The organism is Spirochaetota bacterium (assembly GCA_025061835.1).
Taxonomy (GTDB): domain Bacteria; phylum Spirochaetota; class Brevinematia; order DTOW01; family DTOW01; genus SKYB106.
This window is the reverse complement of the sequence record JANXAC010000003.1, coordinates 25,230-45,737: the sequence shown is the minus strand read 5'-3', so window position 1 is coordinate 45,737 and position 20,508 is coordinate 25,230. Positions and strand designations below refer to the sequence as shown.

The following is a 20,508-nucleotide window of genomic DNA, read 5'->3' as shown; positions in this document are numbered from 1 at the left end:
ATAACCTTGGAAACCAGTAAAAAACGACATTTTTGAAAGCATCAACAAGACCGATTTTTGAAGTATCTACCCAAAATTGTAAAAAATATTTACACATACTTTGAAAAAATTTCACAAACCGATCAATAATTTCAGGTTGTATTCAATCAAGCGACCTCACCTACTTTCCAAACAACCAGACACCCCAAAACACTACTAGGTTAATCAAAAGTAGATACATATTATAACCATCAAACTTCATTTGAGGATAAATAAGTTCTACTACAATTATATATACCAAGCTCAAAGCCAACATAACAAAAATGACCACCCTACCCAAATTAGACACTGAAACCTTCCTGTTGAAAACCTTTGACAATATTGAAAGAAATATTAGAGGAACAACGGTAGAAGAAAAAACTTTGTAAGCTAGTAGTAGCATAGGGATTATACCCCTACCTACTAAAGAAACCAAAGTTGCGAAAAGGATTACAACAAGTGCTACAGTTCTAACAAACCATAGCCTTGTAAAAACTTCCCTATCACCAAAGATAGTTGAAATAATGTTTTTTGATACAAGTGAAGTAGAAGTAAGCAGTATAACATCCGCACCTGATAGAGGTATGGATATTAGAGCAATCAAAATCAAAGGTTTAAGTTCATCAGGAACACTCAAAGCCAGTGTAGGTATTACATTTTCAGGGTTTTGAATATCAGGTAATAGACTTTTACCTAGAATACCGATTGAAACTATCAATACCGATATTACGACGATCAAAAACGAAGCCAAAAGTAAAGATAACCTTGCGATTCGGTAATCTTTGGAAGAGAAAATCCTAGAGTATATATCAGGACCAAATAGGTAAGAAAGCCCAACGGAGACAAAAATACTCAACCATAGAGATAACGAAAACTCTTCACTAAATCCAATACCTTTACTTCCGATGGACTGAAGACTACCATCAGGACCTAATTTTGAAACGGAAACATAGAGTAATATCAGAAGTCCAAAAACCATCAGGATAACTTGTAATGGTGAAGTTTTTATAGCACCAACTTGTCCCCAAATTAGCGTATATACCGCAAAGATAGAAGAAAATATAATTAACGAAGCCAACCTATCCCCTACAACAAATTGAGTAATATTCGCACCCGCTATCACCTGCCCCGCAAGAACCGAAACCCAAGCAACAAAAAGTATCAAAGAAGAGATAAATTTAACCTCTTTCCCAAACCCTTCCTGTATTATGTCAATTATTGTATAACCTTTGAGTGAATGAACTACCTTAACAAAGAATATAGAAAGAATTACTAGGAATACAACACCTGATAGCGTCCACCAGATAGCATTCCACCCTAGTTTGTAAGCCCATCCTCCAAGCCCAAAAACCGAAGATGCACCAAAAACTAAAGCGGTAAGCGACATCGTTATCTCAAACACACCCCCTCTCCTACCATAAACCAAATACTCACCCTCACTCCTCGTAATCCTCCTGTATAAAACCACAATCAAACCAACCAAAACCACTAGGTAAATAAATATATACATCATGGTTAACTATTATAACATAAAAGTTAACTTGATTACAAACTGTATAACCTCTCTTCAACAACAAATCCTAACTTCCATCAGGCAAGTAGATGAATACTGAACTCTCTACTTATCTGACCTGTTCGGTTCTAGGTAGTGTTAGTCAGTTTCAATGCTTCAATTGATACTAGTCTTTCTAGTCGTTCGTTGAGAAGAACATCTATCCATATCTTTAGATACTGCGATAGAAACCATATCTAATTGTGAGAGTCTGTTATCTGCTAACGATGTTTTTAAAGCAAAAATATTAACTTGACTAGTGTCGGATATATTTTTTATTTTTATTACATAGAGATATGGAAGAAAACATAATTGAGGTTGAAATAGAAGACATTGTAATGGCAAATACAAGTTTTGCTATGATATTTTACGATAGGGTTAGCAACAGAGTTCTACCAATTTTTATAGGACCTTTTGAGGCGAATGGAATACTCTTCAAACTACAGGAGATGAAGTTTCCAAGACCTCTTACCTATGACCTCATAAGGAATATTCTTGATAGCCTAGGAAGTTATGTTGAGAAGGTTGTAATAAACGACATAAGGGATAACACTTTCTATGCTAATCTGTATATAAACTTTCAAGGTAATATCATACAGATAGACTCAAGACCTAGTGACGCTGTTGCGATAGCGTTGAGGTTTAACGCACCTATATATGTATCCCAACATGTAATGGATATTGCTTCTGTCCATAGGTCTGAGTATGTAAGTCAGGCTTATGGTAGGTCACTACAACAGAAGGATGTAGGCAACGAACCAACTACTGAACAAACACAATCTACAACACGTTCAAGGTCAACGGGGCAACCAAGAAGAACTAAGAAAGAAGTCATGCTTGAGGAACTACAGAGAGAGTTAGAGAAAGCCGTAATGGAAGAAAGATACGAAGATGCAGCAAAGATAAGAGACGAGATAAACAAACTCCAAAACAAAGAACAGCAAGATTAGTAAGATGAAGGTATCTCAATAAAGAACTCACTACCCTTGCCTACCGCAGAATCAAAGTATAGTTTCCCATTGTGATTTATAACAATTGTTTCAACTATTGAGAGTCCAAGCCCGCTACCCGTTTTTTTTGTTGTTATGTAAGGCTTTAGTATTTTGTCTTTCATATCATCCGGAATACCAACTCCATAGTCTCTAACACTTATAACACAGGATTCAGGCTTTCTAGAAAACTTTATAGTGATCCTGTTTGAAAGTCCTTGAGATGCATCAATACCATTCTTCACAAGGTTTATCAAACACTGCTTTATTTGATCAAAGTCTGCGTATATATTATCATCACCTTCAACAATATACTCTATCTCAATCCCTTGTTCAGAAAACAGTGATTTCAAACTCTCAACGATAGTAGTGAAACTAAAATTTGAAGGGTTTGGTTGAGGTATTTTCGCAAAGTTTGATAGTTGAGTTATAAGATTATCAATCCTATCAACCTCTTCAAGTATTAACGATAGACTGGATACTACTTTTTGTTTGAAGTTTTCTTTTTCAGTATCCAGAAGTAGTCTTTGGATTGATAATTTTATCGGCGTTAGAGGATTTTTTATCTCGTGTGCAATTTTCCTAGCAATGTCCTTCCACAGTTCCATTTTTTCCATTTTACTTACCCTGTATTGTGCTTCAAGAAGTTTTAGTGTCATTATGTTAAAGTTTTTTATCAAATCCCTAACTTCATCAACAGCCCATTTCTCTGATATTTTGTATTGAAGATTACCCTTTGACAATTCGTTCATCCCCTCACTTAACCTTGATATACCTGTTGAGACGTATTCAGCAAACAAATACGCTATTAGTATTGATACGAAAAGTGATGGTATATTCAAAAGAATCAGGATTACTAAAAAGTAATTCCCAAAAATATCGTAGAATATGAACTCACTATTACTTGACACCTGAAGTATTTTTGATATTCCTTTCTTGATTTCGTATATCTCATTATCAACTTGCTTATAAGCAACCTTATAGTCCCTATCTCTTCTAAACACAAACCCATACTCCTTATCATCAACAACTATTATACTTTTTCCTTCAGTAGCAAATGTTTTAAGAACTTGATTAATTATCTCTTTCTCAACCTTGTCTGAAACTTGAGTTGAACCTGAAATAGTTAAAACTTTAACACCTTTTGATGGTTTATCTAATGATGTCTCTATCTCAACAAACATATCTTTGTAGAATACTGACAAATGTTTTAATATCTCTCTCGACATTTGAGATACTCTCTCACCCTCTCTTGTTTCATTAACCGACCTTATAGCATCCACTGTTGATACAAAGATCGTTGATAAGATAATACTTGATATGCTACTCGTGAATACGAACAGAACTATAAGCCTAAGCCTTATTCTTGAACCTAATTTTGACGCTATTAGATCTCTTACAGACTTAAAAATTAGAAGTATTGATGTGAAGAATGAAACAACTACTAAAGATACCACTACAAAGTTTGAAACTCTATTTACTGCTCCGAAAGAAAGAGTATATACCCATTCTGATATTATCACAGAAGTTATTAAAATCACTGCTATGAAAATGGATATTAGAACATACTGCCTTACCATAATCCTACCTTATCCTGAAAGTATCTGAAACTGTTGTTGGTGTTTCATAATTACCGAAACCAATTAGAGATGTTATTATACTGAGAGGTGGTTTCAAGTTAATGTATGTTATCCTTGCTTTTGATGTTATAAAGAACTCTGTATCTTCATATATCTCCTCAAAATCTGGATTACCTTTGAATGACTTAAGATCAATTCTTTGAAAGAAGGGAGATAAACCATCTATTACATCCTCAAAATTGTCATAAGTTCTAAAGGTAAATGGATTAGAAGTTATGTACTTACCACTCACAATGTCATATGAAATTGAATATCTTGTTTTTATGTTTGTTATTACCGTTTGTATATTGAACACTCCAAAATCCTTTCTTATGAAATTCAATTCTAGTGTAAATTCAACACTAAAATTCCTTTTCAGAATATCATCAAGTCGTCTGGGAGGACTCCCTTCAACAAAGACTATAACCAGGACCGAATAGTTATTCCTATCAAAGAATATCCTAGGCTTTGAAATCTCAAAGCAGTAAGCACCAATACTAACAAAAAATATCATCAAGGTTAGGATAAACCTACACATAAAATATATTTACATTCAAGATGTATAACAGATGAAGATAAGTATATTCAAATTAGACACTTATAAAGTACAATAGACTAAAACAAGAAAACTAAGGGGGATATACCCCCTTAAAACCTAGAATGATAAGTTAAGATAACCTACTATTTCAGAGCCGGAAAAGTTATAACCTATATTCACCTCAAGGTTTTCTAGAACACTTACGCTGATGCCTGCTATAAGAGAATAGTGTAAATGGTCAAGATGTTCTATCTCTGCTTCTAGGTCTGTTTCAAAGTATATTGATAATGGTAGATTAGCAAGTTGCTGTAGTGATAATACAGGGGCTATTATACCTGATACAGAGAGAGTAGGTAAAGCATAGAAACCTAGATTGAGTTCTATCCAGAGAATGTCTTGGACTAGGCTTGGTTCGGTGTGGTATTCAATACCTAACTCAAACGCATCCGAATACCCCAGATGTAACCCGAAAATGTTGTAGTTAAGTATTGCTAAACTACCTAGATCATATCTTGGCATTATGGAAGCCCCTAGCCATTGAACCCCTTCACTTGCTATTCCAATAACTGACAAAGATGATTGTATATCAAGTTTTGGTAGTACTCCAACAGCAGCCATTAACTCTACTTCAGCAGAGAATGGATCTATAGGAATATGGAACGATGGACCTACGGATATACCTTCAGTTATACCAGTATATGCACCGAAAGAACCACCGAACGCAAAACTTCCAATCAGAAGTAGAGTAAAAGTGACTAAAATAAACCTCTTCATATCCTTATCCTCCTCATAAGCATGTTTCTCATAATGGTATTGAAGCAAAAACATAAATTTCAAGTTATTACCAGTTACGAGTTTAAATCCTATATTGATCCCAAATATCTTCACACTAGTAGAAAAACATTGTCTCCTCAAAATATACTTAATGTATCGTTATGAAGTCTGACATTAAAAATATAATACTCGGACTACTCCTTGAAGGATGGGATACTTCTGGTAAATCTAAAACTGTTTCAGGAGAAAAAATATCTAAGGAACTAGGAATAACCAGAGTTATGGTAAATAGATACATCAGAGAACTTATGGATGAAGGTTTTATAATAGAAGCCAAGAAATATAAGGGATACAGGATCACAAACATTCCTGATGTTATTTACCCATCAGTAATAAGGCTAAAATATACTGGGAATAATGAATTCAAATTTATAATTTTTGATGAAATATCATCAACCAACACTTACTGTCTGGAGAATGCTAAAAATCTAGAAGATAGAACCGTAGTGATAGCAAATCACCAAACTCAAGGTAAAGGCAGGTTCGGTAGAAGCTGGTATTCAGAAAGTAGTAAAGACATAACTATGAGTATATTACTCAAGCCGAACATACATATTGATGAAGTAGTAAAATACACAATGTCCGCCTCTATAGCAGTCCTTGAAGCCTTAAGGAATCTTGATATTGACAATCTTTTTATCAAATGGCCCAATGACATAATATACAACGATAGGAAAGTCTGTGGAATACTTGTAGAAACCATCTTGGAATACACAACAGGTCTCGTTGAAGCAATCGTTATAGGTATAGGTCTCAATGTTAATAGCATTCCTTCCAAGGCCATTCCAAACTCAACATCAGTGTATGAGATACTAGGTTTTGAAGTCAAGAGATACTCACTCATAGGAATGATACTTTCAAACTTTGACTCTATCCTTCAGATGACATATAATTCTATCTTTACAGAATGGAAGAAGAACATTGGATACATCGGCAAGAGGATTTGCGTAAAGTATGGTGATGTGTCGCTACAATGCACTTTAGTTGATGTTTCAAGAACAGGTGAGATAATAGTTGATGACAACAATACTATAAAAAAGTTTAGTTTTGGAGAAGTTAGCCTTATTGTCTAGTTTTTCTTACAACTATACCTTCAACGTCCCATCTGGGATGTGTCCAAGAAAACCACTGTGTTGGGTCTTCTTTTATCCACTCCTCAAATATACTGTTTATGTTTCTCATTATCTTCATTACGCTTTCATCGTTATAAGGCAGGTCAAACTTTAAAGGTGGGTAGAACTTGAGTTTATACCTATCATCCTCAAGAAGAATACTTCTCGCTGGAACTATTGGCGACCCTATCTTGAGATGAAAAACGGCAGGTCCTCTTGCGGTAGGAGCAGCTCTTCCAAAAAACTCCACATATATAGGGTCAAAGTAATACGCTTGATCCACTACCATACCTACTATACCACCAGACTTAAGAAATGATATTATCCTCTTAACCTCTTCAGGTTGATTGTAGATAGTCTCCATATTTGCTTTCTTCCTAGTCTTCACAATTAGTGACTCTGTAAAAGGATTTATTTGCCTATTCATAACCACAGCAAGTTTCACCCACCCAAGTCTCGCAGGAACACCCGCTAGGAACTCCCAGTTCCCAAAGTGCCCAGTCACAACAATCACACCCTTTCCGTAACTAAGAGACTCTTGTATGTAATGAAAATCCTCAAACTCTACAAACTCTCTATAGTTATCTTCATTTATACAATTCACAAAGAACGAGTCCACTACAAAAATTCCCACATTCTCAAACGCTTTTTCAAGTATTCTCATTACTTCACTATCAATACCGCCGAAAATTACAGTTGCATTTTTAATGGCAGCATCTCTTAAATTCTTTATGAGCCTAAAAGCAATTTTACCTAGAAACCTACCAACTTTCTTACCCAATTTGTACCCAATTACAAGAACAACCAACCTTAGAACAATGAAGAAAAGATATTCAATTATAAAACCTACTACTCTCATCGCTGAAATTTTAAAGAGATTTTATACTTCTATTAAAGTAAAATTAGAATACGAATAAATTACATAAGAGATAGTCTGAGTTTTTGATTCTAATTTGACACTTTTATTAAACTAGATTGCTATGAAAGTTTTGATAACTGGAGCGAGTGGGTTTATAGGTCATCATTTGGTGGATTTTCTATACAAAGAAGGTTTTAAAATAAGATGCCTTGTTAGAAAGACAAGCAACGTAAAGAATATAGCAGATAAGTCGGAATTAGTATATGGAGAGATAACAGTTCCTGAATCACTACCTGATGCCGTAAAAGATGTTGATTATATTATCCATGGTGCTGCTATTGTCAAGGCCCTATCACCTTCAGAGTACTACAAGGTCAATACCATTGGAACGATAAATCTTTTCAAAGCGGTCTTAAAGAATAATCCTAGTTTGAAGAGATTTGTCTATATTAGTTCTCAAGCGGCCAGCAGTCCTTCTGAAACTCCAATATCCGAAGATTATCCATCATCACCTGTTACACACTATGGTAAGTCCAAACTTGAAGCAGAGAAATTTTTAGAGGTAAACTACGACAAGATACCTATAACGATAATAAGACCAAGCGCTGTCTATGGAACTTACGATAAGGAATTCCTACCAGTTTATAAGATGATAAAATACGGATTTGAAATACTCGTCAAAGGCGGCAAAACTAAATTAAGCATGGTGTATGTCAAAGACCTAGTTAAAAGTATATTTCTAGCAATGACTTCTGAAAAGACGATAGGAAAAAAATACTTTTCAGCACATCCCGAAGTTATCTACCTCTCCGACTTTTACAGAGAGATCGAAAAATCAATCGGGAAAAAATTTGTCCTCAGAATTCCAATACCTGTTAGTCTATTATACATTCTTGCGTTTTTCAATACTTCTTTCTCAAAGGTAATAGGAAAACCGAGTATGTTCAACTATGATAAAATAAACGAGATAAAAAATAGTTGGGTTTGTTGTTCCGAGAATATAGTAAAAGACACAGGTATGAAATATGAGTATCCTATAAGTATTGGCGTTCCAGAAACTATAAAATGGGCTTTGGATAACAAGTTAATCTGACCGAACTACTACAAAAAAATCATCAGTCTCATAAATTTTAACATAACTAACTTTTCTACCTATTATCCCTTCAACTTCTTTGAGTATGAAGAGTCCTAAGTTTTCTGCAGTAGGTATATCTACTTTGGATGTAATATAAGAATTTTCATTGAGATTTGAGTTATGTAGTTTTGACACGACACTATCCAGTGCTTCCTTTAGCAGAAGGAAATCAATAACCATACCATTATCATCAAGCTTGTCAGAAGATATACAAACTTCCACCTTGTAGTTGTGTCCGTGAAGAGGTTCCCAATCACCATTTGGTAGCTTTACCCTGTGAGCAGAAGAAAAAGAGGACCTAACGGAAACGCTATACTTCATATCTTCTTTAATACCTTCGTAAGTTCATTTCTATCTATAAGGGCTACAGGACGATTTTCAGCATACCTTATAGCTTTAGGAGTAAATCTTGATGTTGTTATACACAACCCTTTCACGCCGTGTATAGCTTTAACCTTATCTACTATAAGTGATAATATGTCATCATCCACAGGTTCTCCACTTCTCGTAACAACTACGAAAACCTTACCCTGTCTCACATTTGACCACTTCCCCGACCTTTCAAGCGCAACCATATGGACTGTGTTATCATTAACGACCTTACTATCAATCACATCATAATCAAGTTCCGAAAGAACTTTCTGAGATAATATCTCAAATGTTGAAGTAGAACAGGTAACAAAGTCTTTCAGTTTGTCATCCATTCTCAAATCACTGTATCTAAGTAGTTTTTCTTGAACATCAAGATAATTAGGTCTGTATTGAGATATCCTTTCCCACTGTTCTATTGCTTCAAGGATCTGCTTTCTATTCTCATAGACACTAGCCAAGGCATATCTTATGCCTATAGTTGTGTTATTTTCTTCAGTTGCATATTTTAATGCTCTTTGAAATTCACTTATTGCCTTATCGTAATTACCATTATCTGATGCTATCAAACCTATCTGGTATATAGCTTTGAGCTTCAAATTTGTGTCAGGAGACCTTTCAGCAATTTCAAACTCTTGAAGTGCTTTCGTTGCATTGTTCATAGCCTTGTATATCACACCTAGATTATAGTGAGCCTCATAATTTTTAGGGTCATTTTTCACACAATTGATGAAAGCATTCATAGCCTCTGCGTATTTGTTAGCATCAAGATGTATCTTCCCCATATAGAACCATGCATCAGGGAAAGAGGAGTTAATTTTAACAGCTTTGCTTAAATAATTAAGTGCATTATCACGCATGTTTCTCTCATAGAATATCTTACCTATGTTATAGAGTGCTTTATAATCGTTTGGATCCATCTTAACGATAAGTAAAAACTCCTTTTGAGCTTCTTCAACCTGTCCTAATGAAACATATATATCAGCCATCCTATACCTTGCTTGTTTTTCTATTGACTGGTTTGAGAACTTACCTAGAGACAAAGCCTGACGATACTCAACTAGAGCCAGATCTCTTTTATTAGTCATGTAATAGCAATCTGCTAGATACAGATGAGCCAAAGGGTTCTTTTCATCCTTTTTTATATACTCTTCCAGATCCGCTATAGCACCTACATAATTCTTATCATCTATTTTCTTCTTTATAGCATCAAGCTTGAGTGGTTGAACAAACGACCTAAATAAGAATATAATAACAACAAACATGATAACCGCAGCAAAAGCACCAAGGATAACTAAATCCTCCATAGACACATACCCTTAACAAGTTTCGTTATATTATTCTAAAAAATTAACACACAACATTAAAAATTATACAAATCTAGCGACTAAACCATTTCGTCAATCTATGATCTAAAAACTATTTATAGTTTATCAACCTATCCAGGTTTGAAATTTTTAATTCAACCTCACTCTTTACATCATCACTAACATCAGAGTTATAGACCTGTTCGTAAATAGACCTTGCCTTGTATATCTCCCCTACCCTCTCAAAAAGACCACCTATCATCATTAAATTCCTGTAATAGTTATTCTTGTAATCCTTTTGTAACATCTCATTCTTCTGTAAAAGCAGTGTTATCATTTCTCTAGTGGGAACTTCAGGTATTGACGAATAATAACTCAAAGCTTCGTCCAACGCTAGCGAAAGTTCTCTAGGCAATGTTATTCTCTGTAATGCTTCCCTTATGTTCCTATCAGCAACGGAATAGTTCTTTGATCTACCAAAAAAAATACCTGTGTAAAGTCTTATAAAATTGTCCCTATCAACAAAAGGTTCTCCTTCTTTTATTGCCTCAGAAAATCTATTTAGTTTCCCTAGTATCTCCATCTTCTTTAACTTGAGTTTCGGCAAATCATCCTGAGATATATTCGCTTCAATCTTCTCTATCTCCTTAAGAGCCCTGTAATAACCATACTTTTTCGCAATATTGTCAATACTTTCAAAGAACCTAACTTCATCTCCAACTAAACTTTTAAGATCCATCTTTGCAACACCAGATGGAGGATTAGGCTCCAAAAGGTCATTGGTTTCTTCCTTTTCGTTGTCCGTCGTGTCAAATTGGCTTAACTTGTTATCGTTGTCGTCATTCCTATTAGAAGCAACAAACTTAAAGTCAGATAAACTACCATTTTTTTGCTTATTCGTATTCTGTATTCTCAAGTTTCCAGAACCTTTAGCATTAGTGTTTATTACACTATTGCCACTCTTTAAGTTATCATTCTCAGTTGATACTATTTCATACTCAACAATTTTCAACGATGTTCCATTACTTGAAAACAATTGAAACACAAGATTATCTTTGCCAAAGTCCTTGGTTATAAATACATACCTGTTATCTTTAATAGAGGATGATATCCTATCCATATCAGCAATCTTCACTGGAAACTTTTTCGCAATCCATACACCACCATCGTCAGGTAATTCAACACTGAAATTCTCACCTCTAGTTGTAAATATTCTTGTTACACCTACAGGCTTTTCCTTACTGCTAGGGAACATATCCTGTTCGCTTTCAAGCGGCGAGATTTTATCTTCAACAAACTCCGGTAATATTTTCTCTTCCTTTGATACAACTATATCGGACGCATTATCCCCTTTTAACTCATAATTATCTGAAAACTTATTAATATATTCAAAGTCGCCTTCAAGTGATTTTTTAATTATGTAAGCAGTGTAAAAATCACAACTCGTGGTTGCGAGAAACAATATAACTAAGAAAGATATGCCAATACCTAAACTTCTCATAACCTAAAATATAAATATCTGTCTAACGAAACTCAAAATTTCATCCGATAACCTCAAAATCCACCGATTCTGCACAAAGCCCTACTAATCAGACTTCAATAACTAGACTCTCATCACAACGTAGAAGATAACACCTTTACCCAGTCCTTTCGTTTTAGGTATTATTCTAGCACCTATCATATCTGCAAACTTCTTCGAAATAGATAAACCTATACCTGTTCCTTGAAATCTCTTTGTCCTAGCCTCTTCAAGTTGAACGAATGTTTTAAATATCTTCTTGAGATTATGCTCGTCTATACCTATACCCGTATCTTCAACTTTAAAAACCAAATTTCGATCCTTTAGGAAAACTTGAAGTTTCACCCATCCATTGTCAGTAAATTTTATAGCATTTGAGACAAGATTGATAAGAATAGACTTAAGCATATTATAATCTGTCCTAACAACAAGTTCTCCAACATGGTCATATACGAAAAATGATATCCCCTTATTCTTCGCAAGTATCTCACCATATTTTTTTACATCATCTATCATATCAGACAGCGGAAATTCAGTCTTAGTGGGTTTCATATAACCTGCTTCTATCTTGGAAAGATCAAGAATATTGTTTATCATATTCAGAAGTGATACACCAGCAGACATTATATAGTCAAGATACTTGTTTTGATCCTCCTTAGAGAAATCTCCCATCTTTAGAAGTTCAACAAATCCGAGTATAGCGTTAAGAGGTGTTCTTAACTCATGCGAGACGTTAGCAACGAACTCAGACTTGAGTTTTGACAGCTCTTCTGCACGCTTCTTTGACTTGATCAGATTTACGTTTATTTCGTGTAGTTTTATTCTATGAGTTATGATAAAAGACAATATCTTTAGGATCTCCTTGTCAATTTCATTTACTTCACTTTTGCCCTGTCTGAATACCACAATAAAAAGACCTTTTACATCCTTGAAATCACCCAATCCTACTATTCCTACTAGCGAACCTAATGAAGATAAGAAAAATTCATCCTCACCACCCTCTATAACACCTCTAACTTTTTCCAAAATCTCTCTTGATCTAATGAAGTCAATATCAACACCTATTGAAGATACAACATTTATCTTACTGCCAGATGTAGTTGCAATAACAGCCTTTTCAATATCAGTAAAAGTAGTCAGAGATATAAGAGATTGTGAAAAAGCATTCTTTATTGACACTTCATATATAAGTGGTTCTATTGCAAAAACCAAAGATTTCAGATACTTAAACCTAGAGTGAATACTTTCAAATCTTTCATAACTTTTCAGAAAAATATCCAACATAAGATAAAGCGAATAGATATTATCAGGATCACAACTAGTATCAAAATCAAAAAACAAGTAGTATTTGTTATCAAAGTTCATATAAGAACTATTTTGGTTGCAGTAAAAGTTTTCCTTTCCATCCTTAAACATATCTTGGAATACAACATAATCTTCTGAACCAAATTGATATATTATCCCTTGTGATGAACAGAACAAGAAATTATTCGTTGAAAGGTTAGATCTCAGAAACTCACCTATCCTCTGAAATATCTCATTAATCTTTACACCTAACGACAAGAACCTGGAGATATCCTTCAGAAAACTTTCATTCACTTTCATTCTTCAAAATCCTTGAAAATGTCAAGAGATGACTCTTCAGTATCTTGCTTTAACTTAATGATGTCTTTGAATTTTTCAAAACTATCCTTAGTTATGTATATTTCATTTACACCTAAATTTTTGATCTTCTCTATCATCTTGCTATCTACTACACTACCTTCCTTGTATATAACAGCCTTATTTTTGACAACGGGAGCACCTAGAACCATACCCTCTACTAGATCATCAACTGAAACTCTAATACCTGTCTCTACCTCCCTCTTGAAAGAAGTAGATAAAGATGAATCCTTTGCTTCAATCTTCTCTTGATCAGAAGATGGAGTATTCTGAGGTTCAGGCTTACCAGATGAGACATATTGTTGATTTGATTTGTTTAACGAATCAGAATATTCCTTATCAATAATAACTTTCTTGATAGTTTCAAGAAGTTTGGTAGGTGCTACTGGCTTAACAAGGTAAGCTTTGATATTGTAAGAAGCCATCTCCTTGACATCATATACCGAAGAACTAGCACTTACAACTATTATAGGTATTGATGAGTACTTCAGATCCTTAGATATTGTGTTAGCGAACCTAAAACCACTCATACCCGGCATATAAAGATCGAGGACAATAATATCTGGTGTAATATTCTTCAAAACTTCAAGCGCCTCATTACCATTCCTGGCAACCGTAACTTCATACCCTTTCATACTAAGGGTATCATAAAAAAGTCTTATATTTAAAGGATTATCCTCAACTAACAATACTCTCATAGTATTATCATAAGTCAATAGAAATCATTTTTCAATCTTTTATAGCACGGTTTTTATTGATAAGTGCTGGGGGTTATTATATAATATTTAATTGAAAGGTGAAACACATTTATGCCTAGTGTTAAGAGGTACAATGAAGGGTCAATAATCTACTTTGACAAGGATATCGGTAGTGAAGTGTTCTTATTAAAGTCTGGCAAAGTTATAATAAAGTATATCGCAGAAGATACTAATGAAGAAGTCTCAAAAGTAGTAAGACCCGGTGAAATATTCGGCTTAAAATCAGCGATAATCTCCGCCCCAAGAGGTGAAACTGCGATATCTGCAGAGGTTTCGGAAGTAATACTGTTTGACATAAAAGAGTTTGAATCTTTCATATCCAACAAGCCAGAAATACTTTTCAAAACACTGAAAGCCTTAAGTAATCAATTGAGAAACATCGGTATAAAGGTGAATAATCTGCTCTCAAACAATGTGATTGTTAGACAAGATATAGGAATGTTCAAAATAGGTGAATATTTTCTAATGAACAAAAAATACAAACAATCAATACAAGTTTTTGAAAGATTCCTTAAGTCTTATCAGGACTCAGAATTATCTCAAGATGCTAAAAAGAGAATACAGATAGCCCAAAAAGCTATTGAAACAGGTGTTGTTGATAAATTTACACCTATTGATGAGAGTAAGATTCCATTGCAATCTACAGCGTCACCTAGAAGTCTTGACCTTGAGATAAATGGAACAATATCCAGCATACTTAATGCTCTCTCAATGGCTGAGAATAACTTCCAGCGTGGTAATTTAGAACAGGCACTCAACATACTTGAAAAGATATCCTCTCTCAAGGAAATACCAAGTCAAGATTTACTTGAGAAGGCTCTAAATATCAAGGCAAAGTGCTTATCAAAATTAAAAAAATATGATGAAGCAATAAACACTTACAAAGAAATACTCGATAAGTTCCCAAATTCAAAGAATATGAAGGTATCTATGTTTAATATGGCTATAATATTCATAGAGAAAGGAGATAAAAACAACGCACTGATGATGCTAAAGAAAGTTGCTTCAACTCCACCGTTTGATGAGGTATCTCAGAAAGCCAAAGATGTGATAGCAAAAATTTCAATGTAGCCTACTTCTTCACAAACTTAACTATTCTAACAAACTCATCAAGGTTTAGAGATGCACCACCAACTAATGCTCCATCAATATCCGGCATAGCCATAAGGTCATCTATATTGTTTGCTTTAACACTACCACCATACTGGATTATAAATCCATCAGCAATCTCCTTTGAATACATCTCTGATATTATCTTCCTTATAAACTCTTGAACCTCCTGTGCATCCTCTGGTTTTGCTGTTTTACCGGTTCCTATCGCCCATACAGGCTCGTAGGCTATAACCACATTCTTTATATCTTCCTTACTTACACCAGAAAGCCCATTAACAGTCTGTCCCCTAACAACATCAAGTGTCTTACCCTGCTCTCGCTCCTCAAGAAGTTCTCCTACACACAGTATAACCCTTAGTCCGTTTTTTAGAGTATTCCTAACCTTTTTATTTATAACCTCATCAGTCTCCCCTATCACATGTCTTCTCTCACTGTGTCCAATTATAACATACTCACAGCCAACATCCTTAAGCATAATAGGCGAGATTTCACCTGTATAAGCACCACTATCCTCGTAGAAAACATCCTGCGCACCTAACTTTATATTAGTTCCCCTAATAACCTGATAAACAGGATATAAAGATGTAAAAGGAGGACATATCAAAATATCCCTGTCATCAACATCTTTAAGTCTCTCAACAAGACCTCTTGCAAGTTCAACCGACTCCGAAACTGTCTTGTTCATCTTCCAGTTACCAGCAATCAGATATCTCCTCATAACCTAACCCCCTACGAAAAGTTGTTAGTAATTATTTAACTTCAAGTATAAGTATAACAACTTATCTTACAAACACCCAATAAAGTCTAAAAAATTCACAACCAAGTGCAGTTGTTTCTTATCTGTATTGTAGTCTCTATAAGGAATTGAGTAAAATATCCTTCTTAACAATAACTCAAAGAATTTAGTATGAATTAAATCCCTTCAGCTAATAAATGCTATTTAGAACAAAAAGTCAAATTAGCACGGAGCCTAGAATCTTATCCCCTCATCCAATGAAAATTGAACTCATTCTCAAACACTAAACAGAATCTAAAATTCACAACTAAATAAAGTTTTTTCTTTGCGAGTTTTCAACGAAAACGAGTAAAGACTATTCTTCTTGAAGTTCTTTGATCAAATCCAAGATACGCGTATTTTAACGTAATTGATTGGTATTCTAGAATTACTTTTACGTGCATTTTGAATGTAATTGATTTATATCCAAATTACTTTTTGAATATCTCTTCAATTGCTTTTGCTTTAAGGTATCTTCTATTGACTTCTTCCCAATCTGTATATTTTATGACTTCATTTATATAAGACTTCCTATCGGAGCCAAAGTCAATAAAGTAAGCGTGTTCATACACGTCAATACTCCAAACAGGCCATGTCTCCCAAACGCCCCCTTGATTGTGAGCATCACCTAAAAATGTGTGTATCTTACCATCTCTAAAATCATAGGCAACTATACACCATCCTCTAGCAGCCATACCACAGGCAACAACATCTTCAATAAAAGCCTCCCAAGAACCAAAATCTTGCTTAACTTTCTTGACAAATTCTAAAGTATCACTTGGATCTTTTGGAGTAGGAGTTAGCGTTGAGAAAAATATTTCGTGTAGTATCTGCCCGTTTGCGTTGAAAGTCTCATCAACCTTAAGTGCTCTGTAAGCACTGTAAGATGCAACAGCCTTACTTCTATCAACTGTCTTAAGTTGTTCTTCAATCTCATTTCTCTTATTCACATACCCTACATACAACCTATCAAAGTGTATATCCATGGTCTTTGAAGATATTGAAGGTATGGAATCCTTCGTATACTTTAGACTGATTGGACTAAAAGCCATAATGACCCTCCTTTAATTTTTAATTAAAAATAACAAATAACAGCCTTTATGTCAAAACTTACAGTCGTATTGACTATAAACTTGATTTTTACGATAATTTCATTGTGAGTTATACACCGCTTGATATTAAAACTGTAATATTCGCAGATAACATTCTGATGAAGAACTCTATAAACAATCCCGGCTATGCCTCTCTACTACAGAGTCAAGCCAGAGTTATAATGAAGGAAAAAGCGGATATAGAGCAGAATAGAACCACTGACATTGTTGAAATCTCAAGAGAGAGCGAGAAGATAAGGAGAAAAAATCTCGGTGAAAGCAACACCAAAAGAATTAAATATATCTCTAGAAAACAAAAAGAAGAACAAAATCTGAAAGAAAATGAGAGTTTAGTTGAAAGTCAAAAGGGCAATAGCATAGATATTATTGCGTAAACACCGTATGGATTTTATCCTATTCACCCTCGTAATAATCCTATTCTTCTTGGTTATTTTCCTTTACGCAAGACTAAAAGATGAGATAAAAAATGTCAAAGGAAAAGGGATCGTAGAAGAAATAAAAAAAGAGATAGAAGGACTAATTGTTGAGTTTAACAAGGTTTCCAACAGAAAGATAATAGTCATGGATGAGAAAATCAAAGAACTTGATAACCTTATAAAAACAGCAGATGATAGAATACTAAAACTTGATAACATTACAAGAAACTACCTTGAAGCAATAAAGAGATACGAAATTATGAAAAAGGAACTTCAAAATCAATTAACAATTCAAGAAACCTCTCCCCATACAGACACCAATAATCCATACCAGACTACCAAAACACCATTACAAGAAAAACCCCAAAAACACTCAAGAAAAACCAAGACAGAAAGTTCAATACCACTCATAAACACCAACCAAAACATACAACAAGTATATCACCAAAACCAGTATGAAGAAGCACACATTCAAACTAAACCGGAGAGAGAACTGTTGAACGACATTCAAGGAATGAAAGACTCAAAATTAGAAATCATAAAGGAAATTGAAAACATCAATATTGAAGAACTTGAAGTTTCTGCTAGGGCGGAACTTTTGAGAAAACTACTTACAATTAACTTTGATGAAGATAAACTAGTTGAGATGGGCTTCTCCCCATCAGAGATAAAGATAGCAAAAGTAGTAATGTCTTCAAAAAAGTAGTCTAGAACAGTTTCGTTAGCGAAAGTAGATACATATTATCGTCATAGTATATTGATACTTCATCAACAATAAAGTTAATTTTACTAACCCCTGCGTAGTAGAAAGGATACCCAACAGGTAACCCCCAGAGCGGTTCTTTGTTAGGAAAAAACAGAATAGGCATTCCTCCATACCACCCTACTCCAGCAAATATGTTTAAGACTAAAGGAACAGTTAGCGTAAGAGACGAAGTAAAGTAAGGCATGAATATGCCATAATACTTGAATATGAATTCGTTTGTAATTTGAGTAGGAAGGACTTCTTTGACAAACTGCGATATATTGTCTATACCATATGTGAATGAAAAATTGAGGTTGACAAAGTAATCAAAATTAAAAACCGAAGTACTACCGAAAAATCTGACCCTAAAATACCAAAACCACTCATCTGGAAATGAAAACAGTAGTTGAACATTCACAGAAAACCAATCTGAAACCTTTATGCCATCGGATGCACCGAAAATGAAAATATCTCTATCCAAAAGTATATCTCCCTCGGATAGAAGTTCCCCCAACTCAAGTGAAAAATAACTACTACTTTGAGGAGTAAAACCAAAACCAAACTGTAAAGCGGCAAATAATAGTATAAATCCTACTAGAACTTTCATAATCCTATATTCCAAATTATCTATCTTTATCATCATACATATCAAACTATACAAAAAATTAAATCAATAAAGGCTAAAATTTACAACTAGGTTGAAACTTCTTTATTCCCATGCATTCTCCTAAAAGCTTTAAACTTATTCAATTTGGTAAGTCTCTTCTTGTTTTTGAACCCTATCAGTCCGCAATTCCGCAATCAGTAGGGTAAGAGTTTTAGAATTAATATTCAACGGATAACGATTATTAAGGAATTATGTATTTTAGGTATTTCTTCTTTGAGACTTTTATATTCCCATTCCTAATAACTATTTCTTTTGGAAGTTTGCGTAGGTTATAGTGTGAAGCCATAGCATATCCGTAAGCTCCAGCATCAAAGATACCAATTATATCTCCATACCTAGCCTTCTTAAGGAGTCTTGGAACTATTCCATTATCATCTCTTGTGAATATATCTCCACTTTCACAGACATTCCCCGCAACAACAACCTCTTCTCCCTCTCCATCAAGGTTAGATAAGTTTATTATCTCGTGATAACTACCATACATAACAGGTCTCACAAGGTGGTTAAAACCTGTATCTACTATCACAAATTTATACAATGGTGTCTCTTTTATCTCAACAACTCTGGTAAGTAAAACTCCACTTTCCGCAACCAAATACCTACCTGGTTCTAGGAACAACTTAACATCTCTCTTCTCTCTACTTGAGAAATCCTCCATCATTTCTGTTATTCTGATACCGAAACTCTTTACATCAAACTCCTTCTGGTCAGGTCTGTAAGGAATACCGATACCTCCACCAATGTCTATGAATTCTATGTCCTCAAACATCAGCGAAATATCAAGTGCCTTCTTTATCGCTTCGGTATAAACCGAGTAATCCAAAGCACCTGAACCTATGTGAAAATGTATGCCTATTATCTTGAGATCGTATTTCTTTGAAATTTCTTTTACTCTTTCAAGGTATGTCTCGTATATTCCAAACTTACTTTGAGGACCTCCTGTTATGACATGGTCATGATGTCCTGCTCCGTAGTCTGGATTTATTCTTATGCTTATCCTAGCACCCTGATATTTACTACCTATCCTTTCTAATAGGTCTATTGAACCTACATTTGGAGTTATACCTTTCCTAAAACAAAATTCCAAATCTTCATTTGATATCCCTATTCCTGTAAAAAGAATATCCTCTTTTTTGAAACCTACATCCAAAGCATATTCAATCTCGCCTATAGAGATAGCATCAATTCCACCACCAAGTTGCCTTATAGTCTTTAGAATATCGTAGTTAAAGTTAGATTTCATCGCAAAGAGTATCCTTTTATTCTTGTATGGGATGTTGTGGTAGAGATTACTAAAATTTTCCACTACTTTGTTGAGATTGTAAAGATATATAGGTGTCTCAAACTTTCTGGCTATACCAACAAGGTCTATACCGATGAAGTTATTTAACTTTTTCGTATTCATTTTC

20 protein-coding genes are annotated in these 20,508 nt (G+C 34.5%); 6 read left to right on the top strand and 14 right to left on the bottom strand.

Annotated features, from left to right (window positions below; translation table 11 throughout):
• Positions 1 to 160: 160 nt before the first annotated feature.
• Entirely contained in the window at positions 161 to 1,528 is a 1,368-nt protein-coding gene (locus NZ579_02210; GenBank protein ID MCS7298761.1) for a hypothetical protein, read from the bottom strand.
• A gap of 338 nt (positions 1,529 to 1,866) precedes the next feature.
• Between NZ579_02210 and NZ579_02205 the strand changes: the two genes are divergently transcribed.
• Positions 1,867 to 2,520 (top strand): bifunctional nuclease family protein, encoded by a 654-nt coding sequence (locus tag NZ579_02205; protein MCS7298760.1) that lies wholly within the window; start codon positions 1,867 to 1,869, stop codon positions 2,518 to 2,520.
• Here the strand turns inward: NZ579_02205 and NZ579_02200 are convergent.
• The 3 genes from NZ579_02200 to NZ579_02190 all read right to left on the bottom strand — a co-directional run bounded on the left by NZ579_02200 (position 2,517) and on the right by NZ579_02190 (position 5,490).
• Complete coding sequence (locus NZ579_02200) at positions 2,517 to 4,139, bottom strand: HAMP domain-containing histidine kinase (protein ID MCS7298759.1); 1,623 nt, start codon at positions 4,137 to 4,139, stop codon at positions 2,517 to 2,519. The two genes, NZ579_02205 and NZ579_02200, sit on opposite strands and share 4 nt — an antisense overlap.
• 4 nt (positions 4,140 to 4,143) lie before the next feature.
• The gene (locus NZ579_02195) at positions 4,144 to 4,692 is read right to left on the bottom strand and encodes a hypothetical protein (GenBank protein MCS7298758.1); all 549 of its coding nucleotides are present in this window, start codon (positions 4,690 to 4,692) and stop codon (positions 4,144 to 4,146) included.
• A gap of 141 nt (positions 4,693 to 4,833) precedes the next feature.
• Positions 4,834 to 5,490 carry a hypothetical protein gene (locus NZ579_02190; GenBank protein ID MCS7298757.1) on the bottom strand — a complete coding sequence of 219 codons (657 nt, stop codon included), beginning with the start codon at positions 5,488 to 5,490 and terminating at the stop codon, positions 4,834 to 4,836.
• Positions 5,491 to 5,651: 161 nt separating this feature from the next.
• Here NZ579_02190 and NZ579_02185 point away from each other — a divergent pair, with 161 nt between their 5' ends.
• Complete coding sequence (locus tag NZ579_02185; GenBank protein MCS7298756.1) at positions 5,652 to 6,623, top strand: biotin--[acetyl-CoA-carboxylase] ligase; 972 nt, start codon at positions 5,652 to 5,654, stop codon at positions 6,621 to 6,623.
• Here the strand turns inward: NZ579_02185 and NZ579_02180 are convergent.
• A complete protein-coding gene (locus NZ579_02180) occupies positions 6,613 to 7,521 on the bottom strand; it encodes a hypothetical protein (protein MCS7298755.1) in 909 nt (302 codons plus the stop codon). The two genes, NZ579_02185 and NZ579_02180, sit on opposite strands and share 11 nt — an antisense overlap.
• A gap of 121 nt (positions 7,522 to 7,642) precedes the next feature.
• Here NZ579_02180 and NZ579_02175 point away from each other — a divergent pair, with 121 nt between their 5' ends.
• Positions 7,643 to 8,614 (top strand): SDR family NAD(P)-dependent oxidoreductase, encoded by a 972-nt coding sequence (locus NZ579_02175; GenBank protein MCS7298754.1) that lies wholly within the window; start codon positions 7,643 to 7,645, stop codon positions 8,612 to 8,614.
• Here NZ579_02175 and NZ579_02170 read toward each other — a convergent pair.
• The 5 genes from NZ579_02170 to NZ579_02150 all read right to left on the bottom strand — a co-directional run bounded on the left by NZ579_02170 (position 8,606) and on the right by NZ579_02150 (position 14,211).
• Positions 8,606 to 8,977, bottom strand: coding sequence for a 6-carboxytetrahydropterin synthase (locus tag NZ579_02170; protein MCS7298753.1), 372 nt, complete (start codon positions 8,975 to 8,977; stop codon positions 8,606 to 8,608). The two genes, NZ579_02175 and NZ579_02170, sit on opposite strands and share 9 nt — an antisense overlap.
• Complete coding sequence (locus NZ579_02165; protein MCS7298752.1) at positions 8,974 to 10,332, bottom strand: tetratricopeptide repeat protein; 1,359 nt, start codon at positions 10,330 to 10,332, stop codon at positions 8,974 to 8,976. Before NZ579_02165 ends, NZ579_02170 begins: the two co-directional genes overlap by 4 nt.
• 112 nt (positions 10,333 to 10,444) lie before the next feature.
• Entirely contained in the window at positions 10,445 to 11,833 is a 1,389-nt protein-coding gene (locus NZ579_02160) for a hypothetical protein (protein ID MCS7298751.1), read from the bottom strand.
• A 102-nt stretch (positions 11,834 to 11,935) separates the two neighbouring features.
• Positions 11,936 to 13,456 carry an ATP-binding protein gene (locus NZ579_02155; GenBank protein ID MCS7298750.1) on the bottom strand — a complete coding sequence of 507 codons (1,521 nt, stop codon included), beginning with the start codon at positions 13,454 to 13,456 and terminating at the stop codon, positions 11,936 to 11,938.
• Positions 13,453 to 14,211 carry a response regulator gene (locus NZ579_02150; GenBank protein MCS7298749.1) on the bottom strand — a complete coding sequence of 253 codons (759 nt, stop codon included), beginning with the start codon at positions 14,209 to 14,211 and terminating at the stop codon, positions 13,453 to 13,455. Before NZ579_02150 ends, NZ579_02155 begins: the two co-directional genes overlap by 4 nt.
• A gap of 111 nt (positions 14,212 to 14,322) precedes the next feature.
• Here NZ579_02150 and NZ579_02145 point away from each other — a divergent pair, with 111 nt between their 5' ends.
• Positions 14,323 to 15,342 (top strand): tetratricopeptide repeat protein, encoded by a 1,020-nt coding sequence (locus NZ579_02145; protein MCS7298748.1) that lies wholly within the window; start codon positions 14,323 to 14,325, stop codon positions 15,340 to 15,342.
• A gap of 1 nt (position 15,343) precedes the next feature.
• Here the strand turns inward: NZ579_02145 and tpiA are convergent, their stop codons facing one another.
• Positions 15,344 to 16,102: a triose-phosphate isomerase gene (gene tpiA / locus NZ579_02140; GenBank protein MCS7298747.1), complete on the bottom strand. Its 759-nt coding sequence runs from the start codon at positions 16,100 to 16,102 to the stop codon at positions 15,344 to 15,346.
• 488 nt (positions 16,103 to 16,590) lie between these two features.
• Positions 16,591 to 17,211 carry a Fe-Mn family superoxide dismutase gene (locus NZ579_02135; GenBank protein ID MCS7298746.1) on the bottom strand — a complete coding sequence of 207 codons (621 nt, stop codon included), beginning with the start codon at positions 17,209 to 17,211 and terminating at the stop codon, positions 16,591 to 16,593.
• Between the two features lie 104 nt (positions 17,212 to 17,315).
• Here NZ579_02135 and NZ579_02130 point away from each other — a divergent pair, with 104 nt between their 5' ends.
• Together NZ579_02130 and NZ579_02125 are read left to right on the top strand one after the other, a co-directional pair.
• Positions 17,316 to 17,645, top strand: coding sequence for a hypothetical protein (locus tag NZ579_02130; GenBank protein MCS7298745.1), 330 nt, complete (start codon positions 17,316 to 17,318; stop codon positions 17,643 to 17,645).
• Between the two features lie 7 nt (positions 17,646 to 17,652).
• On the top strand, positions 17,653 to 18,393 hold the full coding sequence (locus NZ579_02125; GenBank protein ID MCS7298744.1) for a hypothetical protein: 741 nt from the start codon (positions 17,653 to 17,655) through the stop codon (positions 18,391 to 18,393).
• Between the two features lies 1 nt (position 18,394).
• Here the strand turns inward: NZ579_02125 and NZ579_02120 are convergent, their stop codons facing one another.
• Both NZ579_02120 and lysA read right to left on the bottom strand, forming a co-directional pair.
• On the bottom strand, positions 18,395 to 19,075 hold the full coding sequence (locus tag NZ579_02120) for a hypothetical protein (protein MCS7298743.1): 681 nt from the start codon (positions 19,073 to 19,075) through the stop codon (positions 18,395 to 18,397).
• 205 nt (positions 19,076 to 19,280) lie between these two features.
• Positions 19,281 to 20,504: a diaminopimelate decarboxylase gene (gene lysA, locus NZ579_02115; protein MCS7298742.1), complete on the bottom strand. Its 1,224-nt coding sequence runs from the start codon at positions 20,502 to 20,504 to the stop codon at positions 19,281 to 19,283.
• Between the last annotated feature and the right edge of the window lie 4 nt (positions 20,505 to 20,508).